Source organism: Kitasatospora cystarginea, from assembly GCF_039533515.1.
Classification (GTDB): Bacteria; Actinomycetota; Actinomycetes; order Streptomycetales; family Streptomycetaceae; genus Kitasatospora; species Kitasatospora cystarginea.
In genome coordinates this window covers 58,322-67,339 of record NZ_BAAATR010000016.1, presented here as the reverse complement: position 1 = coordinate 67,339, position 9,018 = coordinate 58,322, and the positions used below count along the sequence as shown (strand labels likewise).

Genomic DNA, 9,018 nt, shown 5'->3' with positions numbered 1-9,018 from the left:
TACGCCACCACCAACGGCACCCGGCTGGAGATCTGGGACTGCAACGGCGGCACCAACCAGCGGTGGACGCTGCCGTAGCGGCCGACGGCGGCCGGACCACCAGCAGGTCGGCCGGCTCGATGCCGTCCTCGAACTCCTGCGCCGCGATCCAGTCCCGGCGTTCCACGCACAGGCGGCGCAGCAGCGCGATGTGGGTGGGCGGCCCACCGAAGCCGGTGCAGCCGATCCGCCCCCACTCGCGGGCGATCGTGCCCAGTCCGACTCGCCGCGGCTCCTGCCCGCCGTCCACTTGAGGGTTCCTTTCCCGTGCCCACCCGCCCTCGCCGGGGCTGGGGGGAGGGTACCTGGGCGGCGTGAACAAGGGGCACCGCTCTCGATCTCCGTCTGGTGCCGACCCGCGGTTCAGAGCGCTCCCTGATCGGCTGCGTCCGCTGGGGCGGTACGTCGCCGGCCATCCCGTGACTCGCCAACAGGCCTTGCGGTGAGGGAAGTTCGGTTCCAGACGGCCACCCCGGGGCGGGTACCCCTCTGCGCGGCTACGGCTCGCCGATGGCCCGGTCCAGCCGGCGGGCTCCTTCCGCCAGCTGATCCACGCTGTCCGCGTACGCATAGCTCAGCCGCAGGTACGGGGCCGGCGGCTCCGCGGTGAAGTACGGCTCACCGGGGGTCACCGCCACCCCCGCACGCAGCGCTGCGGCGGCGAGCGTCTCCGGGTCGCGCCCTTCCGGGAGGCGCAGCCACAGGTGGTAGCCGCCGTACGGAAGGCGCTTGGGCAGCAGTTCGGGCCGCAGCCGTGCCAACGCGCCGGCCAGCGCGTTCCGCCGCTCCCGCAGTGCGCCGGCCAGGGCCCGCAGGTGCTGCGCCCACGCGGGCGCGGCGACCAGCTCCAGCGCGGCCTCCTGCAGTGGCCTCGGGACGAAGAAGCTGTCCACCGCCTGCACCGCGCGCAGCCGGGCCAGCGCCGGACCGCGCGCGGCGAGTGCCGCGACCCGCAGGCTGGGCGAGGTCGCTTTGGTCAGCGAGCGGATGTGGACCACCACGCCGTCGGGGTCGGCGGCGGCCAGCGGCGGCGGCAGGGGCGGCGCGTCCGCGTGGACCAGCTGCCGCGCGAAGTCGTCCTCCACCACGAACGCCCCGGCAGCCCGGGCGATCTGCAGCACTTCACGCCGCCGCCCGGGGTCGAGCACGGCACCGGTCGGATTCTGGAACAGCGGCTGGCAGAGGAACAGGCGGGCGCCGCTGGCAGCGAATGCCTCGGCGAGCAGGTCGGTCCGCACCCCGTCCGCGTCCACCGGGACGGGGACCGGCCGCAGCCCGGCGGCCCTGGCGACCGCGAGCATCCCGGGGTAGGTGGGCGACTCGACCAGCACGGGCGCGCCCGGGGCGGCAAGCGAACGCAGGGCGGTGGTGAGCGCGCTCTGGCCGCCGGCGGCGATCAGCACGTCGGAGGCGGTGACGCTGTCGGCGATGTCGCGGGCGAACCAGGCCCGCAGCTCGGGCAGTCCCTCCAGCGGCGGCCGGCTCCACGCCCCCGGCCGTCGACCGGCCCTCGCGAGGGCGGCGGCGAGGGCGCGTTCGGGCTGGAGGGAGGGGTGCAGGTAGCCGCTGTTGAGGTCGACCACCTCGGGCGGTGCCAGGGCGAGGGTCGCGAGGACGCCGGTGGCGTCCGCGCTGCGGGTCGGCGGGATGCCTGCCTCGGCGCTGAGCGCCACCTCCTGCCACGAGGTGTCCCCGAGTGCGTTCGCCGGGCGCCGCTCCTCGGCGCGGAACACTCCGGCACCCGGCCGGGAGACCACCAGCCCCTCAGCGGCGAGCGCGGCAATCGCCCGGGAGACCGTCACCGGGCTCACCTGGTACCGCTGCATCAGCTCCCGACTGGACGGCAGCTTCTCTCCTGGAGAGTAGCGGAAGAGATCGCGACGGAGAATAGCGGCAAGCTCTGCAACGCTGGTGCGGTCCATGGCATGACCCTACTCTCACTGCTACGCTCATGCATGACAGCACACGATAGCGCTATCCCGACCCGATCGATAGCGGTCGACGGCACCGCACTCGCCGCCCTGGGCGTACTCTGCTTCTCGTTCACCTTCCCCGCCACCGTGTGGGCACTCGAGGGCTTCGGCCCCTGGACGGTCACCGGCCTGCGCGGCGTGCTCGCCGCGGCCGTGGCCGGCGCGTGTCTGGCCGCCCTGCGCATCCCGCTGCCCCGGCGCTCGGACTGGCCCGGTCTGCTGGTGGTGGCCGGCGGCTGCGTGGTGGGCTTCCCACTGCTCACCACCCTCGCCCTGCAGACCTCCTCCACCGCCCACTCCGCTGTGGTGATCGGCATGCTGCCGCTCGCCACCGCCACGCTCTCCGCACTGCGCACCGGCGCCCGCCCGCCCCGGATGTTCTGGTGGGCGGCGACGGCGGGCGCGGCGGCGGTGCTGGTCTTCGCCCTCCAGCAGAGCGCCGGCCGGCCGGGCCTCGCCGACGGCTACCTGCTGGGCGCGCTGCTGCTCTGCGCCGCGGGCTACGCCGAGGGCGGCCGGCTGGCACGACGGATGCCCGGCTGGCAGGTGATCGCATGGGGCGTGGTCGCGGCGCTCCCCGCCACCGCGCTCACCTGCGTCCTCGCCCTGCCCTTCGAACCGGCCCACCCGACCGTGCACGGCCTGGCCGGGCTCGCGTACCTCGCCGTCGTCTCCCAGTTCGGCGGACTCGTGGCCTGGTACCGGGGAATGGCCGCGATCGGCGTCCCCCGGGCCAGCCAGCTCCAACTCGCCCAGCCGCTGCTCACCCTCGGCTGGGCCGTCCTGGTGCTCGGCGAGCGGCTGCCGCCGGCCGCGCCGGTCACGGCCCTGGCGGTGATCGCCTGCATCGCCGCCACCCAGCGCCTGCGCCGGTGACCCCCGGGCCCCGGACCTCCGCCGACCGCGGAGCCGCAGGCAGAGGCCGATGCCTCCCCGGCACGGCCGCCGTCGGATCCATCCACCTGCGGCCCCACCGGTGGTGGATGGAAGGGACTCAAGGCGCGTCCGGTGGAGCACCCCCCACCGGCCCCTGTCCGACGGCGTCGACCGGCCCGGGACCCGCCGCGGTCACCGCGACGGTTCGCCGTCGGCGAGGGCGGCGCGCAGCCGGGCGGCCATCTCCTCGGCCTGCGTCTCGTCCGCGTAGCGGGTGCGCGGCCAGAAGAAGCCGCGCAGGCCGTCACGCGGGTTGCGCGGCACCACGTGGACGTGCAGGTGCGGCACGGACTGGCTGATCCGGTTGTTGGCAGCCACGAAGCTGCCGGCCGATCCCGTGCCCTTCTCCACGGCCGCCGTCACCCGCTGCACCCTGGCGAAGAAGGGTCCCACGGCCGATCGCGGCAGGTCGGTCAGCGTCTCGACATGCTGCCGGGGCACCACCAGGACGTGGCCGGGGAAGAGCGGCCGCCGGTCAAGGAACGCCACTGCGACGTCGTCGGCCAGCACCAGATGGACCTGCGCCGGCTCGGCGACGATCGCAGAACCTGCACTCCACGCCGGCCCTCCCAACCACTCGATCTCGGACCCCTTTGCTCACCAAAGCATCAGACCTGCCGCCGGACCACCGAGCCGCGCCACGGCAAGCGCTTCTCCGGTGGTCTGCGTCAGCCTTCGAGATCGCCGAGCCGGCGCAGGACGTTGAGTGAGGGCGGACTGTCCGGGGTCTGCGACGCGTCTGCTTGCCTACCGGCTGTGCTGACGACTCCTCGATGTCCCAGCAGGCATCGAGCTCCAACAGAGTCAAACAGATGCTACCGCTTGTCAACAGGCATTTCGGTCCTCAGTGAACCCCTGACGTCGCCTCGCCCAGCCCGACCAAGCCGACCTATCATAGGTGTTGACCACGAGACCCAAGCATGTTTGATTATGTCGGAATTGGCACTCGTCTGCTGATGGCGATCCCATCGGCGGGAGGCAGCACGCCGATGCCGCACCACGGGCCGCCCCCGGGGAACGGCCCCCAGTAGCTTGATGGGGACGCCGTCCGAGAGAGTGTGCCGTCCCTTCCCCGACGCACTGGAGCTGAGCAGATGATCGACGAGGCCGCCACCGACTTCGAGGCCGTCCACGGCGGACGGCCGACCGGCGCGTGGACCGCGCCCGGGCGCGTGAACCTGATCGGCGAGCACACCGACTACAACGACGGCTTCGTCCTGCCCATCGCCCTCCCGCACACGACCCGGGTGAGCGCCCGCCGCAGGGAGGACGGACGGCTGCGCCTGTACAGCGCCCAGGGCGACGGCACGATCACCGACCTACCGCTGGACGGTCTGGCACCCGGCGCCGTCGCGAGCTGGGCCGGCTACCCGGCCGGTGTCTTCTGGGCACTCGCCGAGGCGGGCCACCCGGTCGGCGGGGCCGACCTGTACATCGACAGTGACGTGCCGTCCGGCGCCGGACTGTCGTCCTCCGCCGCCCTGGAGTGCGCGACGGCCGCCGCCCTGAACGACCTGTACGGACTTGGCCTTTCCGCGCCGGAACTCGCGCTGATCGCCCAACGGGCCGAGAACGCCTTCGTCGGTGTTCCGTGCGGTGCGATGGACCAGATGGCCTCCGCCTGCTGTACCAGCGGCGCCGCCCTGTTCCTCGACACCCGGACCCTGGAGCAGCGGCACGTGCCACTCGACCTGGAGGCGGCGGGGCTACGGCTGCTGGTGATCGACACCCGGGTCAAGCACGACCTCGGCGACGGCGCCTACGCCGCCCTGCGGGCCGGCTGCGAGCGCGCCGCCCACCTGCTCGGCCTGCCCGCGCTGCGCGATCTCGCGCCCGACGGCCTCGCCGCGGCCCTGGACCGGCTGCCCGGCGAACTCAGGCCGCTGGTCCGGCACGTGGTGACCGAGAACCGGCGCGTCACCGAGACCGTCGACCACCTGGTCCGCGGTGAGATCGCCGCACTGGGCCCGGTCCTGACGGCCGGACATGCCTCGCTGCGCGACGACTACCGGGTCTCCTGCCCCGAAACGGACCTCGCGGTCGAGGCCGCCGTGGCCGCCGGGGCGCTGGGTGCCCGGATGACCGGCGGCGGCTTCGGCGGGTCCGTCATCGCGCTGGCTCAGGCCGCGATCCTTGCGGGGATCTCGGACGCGGTGCGGGCGGCCTTCCGGTCGGCGGGCTTCGCGTCCCCGTTCATGTTCACCGCCGTGCCCTCGGCAGGAGCACGGCGGATGGCCTGACCCGTAACCGCACGCTCAGCCGGCGGCCGGGACGACGACGAGCTCGCCGACCGCGTCGGCGAGCACATTGCGGACCGTCGCCGGCAGAGCGTCGTCGGTGACGAAACAGTCGATCTCCGCCAGGGTCGCGAAGCTGCTCAGCCCGATGACCCCCCACTTGGTGTGGTCCGCGACCACGACCGTGCGGCGCGCGGATGCGATCAGCGCCCGATTGGTCTGCGCCTCGGCCAGGTTGGGTGTGGTGAGGCCGGCCTGCTCGCATACGCCGTGCACGCCCAGGATCAGCAGGTCCACGTGGAGCGAGCGGATCGTCTGATCGGCCAGAGCGCCCACCAGAGCCGCCGACCTGGTGGGCGCCCCTCCGGTCAGAAGCAGCGACGGAACGGCCTCTCCCCCGTCGCGGCCCGCCGCCCACAACAGGTCCGCGATCGGCAGGGAGTTGGTCACGACCGTCAGTTCCGGGATCTCCAGCAGCCGGGAGGCGACCGCGTAGGTCGTGGTACCGGCGGAGAGGGCCACCACGCTGCCCGGTTCCACCCGTTTCGCGGCCGCGTCGGCCAGTGCTGCCTTGGTGGCCTCCTCCAGCCCGGACTTGGCGTCGAACCCGGGCTCGTACGTGCTCGCGGCCCCCGCCGCCATCGCTCCGCCGTGCACCTTCTGCACGGCGCCCTGGCGCACCAGCGCATCCAGGTCACGGCGGATGGTCATGTCCGACACACCGAACTGTTCGACCAGTTCGGCGACGCGAACCGCGCCGGCCCGGCGAATCGCCTCCAGGATCAGCGCCTGGCGCTGTGGAGCGAGCAACATCTGATCAGCCACGAAGGCCCTCTCGATCGAACGGGTGGCGGCCAGCGAAGGTGCAACTGTCCTGGCTGGAAGGGAAGTTGGAGTACCGCCGGAAAAAGAGAACGGAACTGCCGGTGCCACGGGGTGTGCGGCACCGGCAGTCCGATGGCGGTCCGGCCGACCCTCGGCGGCCGCCCGCCCGTTCCGCCTTCGGTCGAGTCCCGAGCCACCGCAGGTCGCGGCGGTCCGGTCACGCCCCGACCGGGCGGACGTCGATGAGGTGTTGCACCACCGGAACGCCCTGTCCGGGGCGGTCGGCGGTTCCGCAGGTGGGATACGAAGGCCGGCCTCCCGCAGCATGTGCCGCAAGGAACGGATCCCGCGAGGCCGGGAGGCTGGTGTGCTCGGCCTCGCGGCCTGCGGTCAGGCCGGGAGTCCGACCGCGCGTTCGCGGTTGCGGCGCTGCTGGATGATGACGGCGGCGACCAGCAGAGCGCCCTGCGCGACGTTCTGCCAGAAGGCGTTGATTCCCTGGACGGTGAGGCCGTTCTGCAGGGCGCCGAGCAGCGCGACGGCGAGCAGCGTGCCGCCGATGCTTCCCTTGCCGCCCTTGAGGACGCAGCCGCCGAGGGCCGCGGCGGTGATCGACTGGAGTTCCAGGCCTTCGCTGCCGGAGACGGGCTGGCCGCTGCCGGTGCGAGCGGTGAGGAGGACGCCGGCGAGGGCGGCGACGGTACCGGAGAGCGCGTAGGCGGAGATGAGGTACTTGTTCAGGTTGATGCCTGCGAGGCGGGCGGCGGTGTCGTTGCCGCCGATGGCGTAGATGTTGCGGCCGATGTCGGTGTAGGTGAGCAGGGCGTGGACGGCGGCGGCGGTGAGGATGAGCAGCCAGACCATGGTGGGCAGGCCGGCGATCTTGCCCCGGCTGAGGAACACGAAGACCGGGTCGCCCAGCACGTAGCCCTGGGCCCGACCGTCGGAGACGAGTTGGGCGACGCCCTTGTAGGCGGCCAGTCCGGCGAGGGTGGCGATGGTCGGGTTGACCCGGCCGTAGATGATGACGATCCCGTTGAACAGGCCGATGGCGGCACCGATGGCGAGGGCGGCACCGATGCCGAGGTAGGGGTCGGCGCCGGTGGAGGTGAACACCATGGCGCTGGTGACGGAGGCGAGCCCGGCCTGGGAGCCGACCGAGATGTCGAGGCCGCCGCAGATGATGACGACGGTCTGGACGACGGCCAGCAGGCCGGAGATGGTGACGGCTTCGGCGATGACCTGGATGTTGTCCCAACTGACGAAGTTGGGGTTGAGCGTGCCGAAGAGGGCGACTACGGCGATGAGGGCGCCGACGAGGCTGAGGTTCTGCCCGCCGATCGCGGCGAGCAGGCCGCGTGGGCCACCGGGCCGGCCGGGCCGGGGCTGGTCCTTCGGCAGCTGGGCGCTCGGGGAGGTGGTGGTGGTCATCGGGTGTCTCCGGTCGGGGCGTGGGCGGTGGTGCCGGTGGCGAGGTCGTCAGCCATGGCGAGCGCGAGGATCGCCTCTTCCGTCGCCTGGTCGCGGGTGAGTTCGCCGGTGGTGCGGCCGTTCTGCATCACGACGATCCGGTCGGCGAGGCCCAGGACTTCGGGCAGTTCGGAGGAGATGACCAGGATGGCGGTGCCCTCGCGGGCGAGGTCGGCGATGATCTGGTAGATCTCGGCCTTGGCGCCGATGTCCACGCCGCGGGTCGGCTCGTCGAGGATCAGCAGGTCGGGTTTGCGGGCGAGCCAGCGGGCGAGGACGACCTTCTGCTGGTTGCCGCCGGACAGGGTGCGGACCTCTGCTTCGATGGAGGGGGCACGCACCCGCAGCCGATCGGCGAACTCCTGGGCGAGGGCCTTCTCCTGACGGTGGCTGACGAATCGCCAGCGGCGTAGCCGGCCCAGGCTGACGAGGGAGGTGTTGTCGCGGATCGTGCGCTGCAGGAACAGCGCCTGGGCCTTGCGTTCCTCGGGGGCCAGGCCGATGCCGGCGGTGATGGCGGCGCGGGGGTCCCTCAGGCGCAGGGCCTTGCCGCCCAGTTCCACGGTGCCGGAGCGGATGGGGGCGTCGCCTGCCAGGGCGAGCGCGAGTTCGGAGCGTCCGGCGCCGATCAGGCCGGCGAGGGCGACTACCTCGCCGGCGTTGACCCGCAGGCTGATGTCGCTCACGTCGTCCGTGGTGAGGTTCTTCACGTCCAGGACGACGCGGTCGGTGGCGACCTGCTGGCGGACGAAGAGGGAGGACAGGTCCCGGCCGACCATGAGCCGCACGAGTGCGCTCTCGTCCGTGGCCGCGGCCCGGACGACCCCCGCGACCTGGCCGTCCCGCAGAACCGCGATGCCGTCGGCGAGTTGGAAGATCTCCTTCATCCGGTGGGAGACGTAGATGACGGCGATGCCCTCGGCGCGCAGTCGCCCGATCAGCGCGAACAGGGCCTCGACCTCGTGCTCGGAGAGCGAGGAGGTCGGCTCGTCGAAGGCGATCGCCCGTGGCGGGACCTGGCCGGTCATCGCCCGCAGGATCTCGACCAGCTGGCGCTGGGCGGCGGTGAGTTCGGAGCCGAGCAGGTCGGGGTCGAGGACCTTGTCGAACCCGAGGTGCTTCAGGTCGGCGGTGATGCGGCGGCGCAGTTCGGCGCGGTCGAGGCGGCGCAGCCCGGTGCGGGGCAGCGAGCCGGTGTAGACGTTCTCGGCGACCGAGACATGGGGGATGATCTCGGGTTCCTGCGGGATGATCCGGATCCCGGCGCGGCGGGCGTCCTGCGGGGAGTTCAGGTCGAGGGCCTGGCCGTCCAGCAGGACCCGGCCCTCGGTGGGACGGTGGTCACCGGTGAGGATGCGCAGCAGGGTGGACTTGCCTGCGCCGTTCTCACCCATCAGGGCGGTGACCTGACCGGGTGGGAAGGTGAGGGTGACGTCCTTCAGTGCCTGGACGGTGCCGAAGCGCTTGGACACGCCCTCGGCGCTCAGGCCGGGCGAGCTGCCGGGTGGCGGGGCGGGCGAGGGTTCAGGTGCGGTCAT

General features: G+C 72.7%; 8 protein-coding genes. 2 read left to right on the top strand and 6 right to left on the bottom strand.

All coding sequences use genetic code 11. From position 1 onward, the window contains the following. Together ABD369_RS19000 and ABD369_RS18995 are read right to left on the bottom strand one after the other, a co-directional pair. The coding region (locus ABD369_RS19000; RefSeq protein WP_344637629.1) for a chromate transporter at positions 1-289 on the bottom strand (289 nt) is incomplete at its 3' end. Positions 290-536: 247 nt separating this feature from the next. Then, positions 537-1,961 (bottom strand): aminotransferase-like domain-containing protein, encoded by a 1,425-nt coding sequence (locus ABD369_RS18995; protein WP_344637628.1) that lies wholly within the window; start codon positions 1,959-1,961, stop codon positions 537-539. A gap of 33 nt (positions 1,962-1,994) precedes the next feature. Between ABD369_RS18995 and ABD369_RS18990 the strand changes: the two genes are divergently transcribed. Beyond that, positions 1,995-2,888 (top strand): DMT family transporter, encoded by an 894-nt coding sequence (locus ABD369_RS18990; protein ID WP_344637627.1) that lies wholly within the window; start codon positions 1,995-1,997, stop codon positions 2,886-2,888. Between the two features lie 192 nt (positions 2,889-3,080). Here the strand turns inward: ABD369_RS18990 and ABD369_RS18985 are convergent, their stop codons facing one another. Continuing rightward, entirely contained in the window at positions 3,081-3,458 is a 378-nt protein-coding gene (locus tag ABD369_RS18985; RefSeq protein ID WP_344637626.1) for an HIT family protein, read from the bottom strand. Between the two features lie 584 nt (positions 3,459-4,042). Here ABD369_RS18985 and galK point away from each other — a divergent pair. Next, positions 4,043-5,188, top strand: coding sequence for a galactokinase (gene galK / locus ABD369_RS18980; protein ID WP_344637625.1), 1,146 nt, complete (start codon positions 4,043-4,045; stop codon positions 5,186-5,188). Positions 5,189-5,203: 15 nt separating this feature from the next. Here the strand turns inward: galK and ABD369_RS18975 are convergent, their stop codons facing one another. The 3 genes from ABD369_RS18975 to ABD369_RS18965 form a co-directional block, all read right to left on the bottom strand. Beyond that, positions 5,204-6,010, bottom strand: a complete 807-nt coding sequence (locus tag ABD369_RS18975; protein WP_425557663.1) for a DeoR/GlpR family DNA-binding transcription regulator — start codon at positions 6,008-6,010, stop codon at positions 5,204-5,206. Between the two features lie 390 nt (positions 6,011-6,400). Continuing rightward, positions 6,401-7,441, bottom strand: coding sequence for an ABC transporter permease (locus ABD369_RS18970; RefSeq protein WP_344637624.1), 1,041 nt, complete (start codon positions 7,439-7,441; stop codon positions 6,401-6,403). After that, positions 7,438-9,018 (bottom strand): sugar ABC transporter ATP-binding protein, encoded by a 1,581-nt coding sequence (locus ABD369_RS18965; protein WP_344637623.1) that lies wholly within the window; start codon positions 9,016-9,018, stop codon positions 7,438-7,440. The genes ABD369_RS18970 and ABD369_RS18965 overlap by 4 nt, the downstream gene beginning before the upstream one ends.

What these genes read in the sequence shown, in the direction of transcription:
- ABD369_RS18995 (WP_344637628.1), bottom strand. Translation starts at nt 1,961, where the DNA reads ATGGACCGCACCAGCGTTGCAGAGCTTGCCGCTATTCTCCGTCGCGAT.
- galK (WP_344637625.1), top strand. Translation starts at nt 4,043, where the DNA reads ATGATCGACGAGGCCGCCACCGACTTCGAGGCCGTCCACGGCGGACGG.
- ABD369_RS18990 (WP_344637627.1), top strand. Translation starts at nt 1,995, where the DNA reads ATGACAGCACACGATAGCGCTATCCCGACCCGATCGATAGCGGTCGAC.
- ABD369_RS18970 (WP_344637624.1), bottom strand. Translation starts at nt 7,441, where the DNA reads ATGACCACCACCACCTCCCCGAGCGCCCAGCTGCCGAAGGACCAGCCC.
- ABD369_RS18965 (WP_344637623.1), bottom strand. Translation starts at nt 9,018, where the DNA reads ATGACCGCACCTGAACCCTCGCCCGCCCCGCCACCCGGCAGCTCGCCC.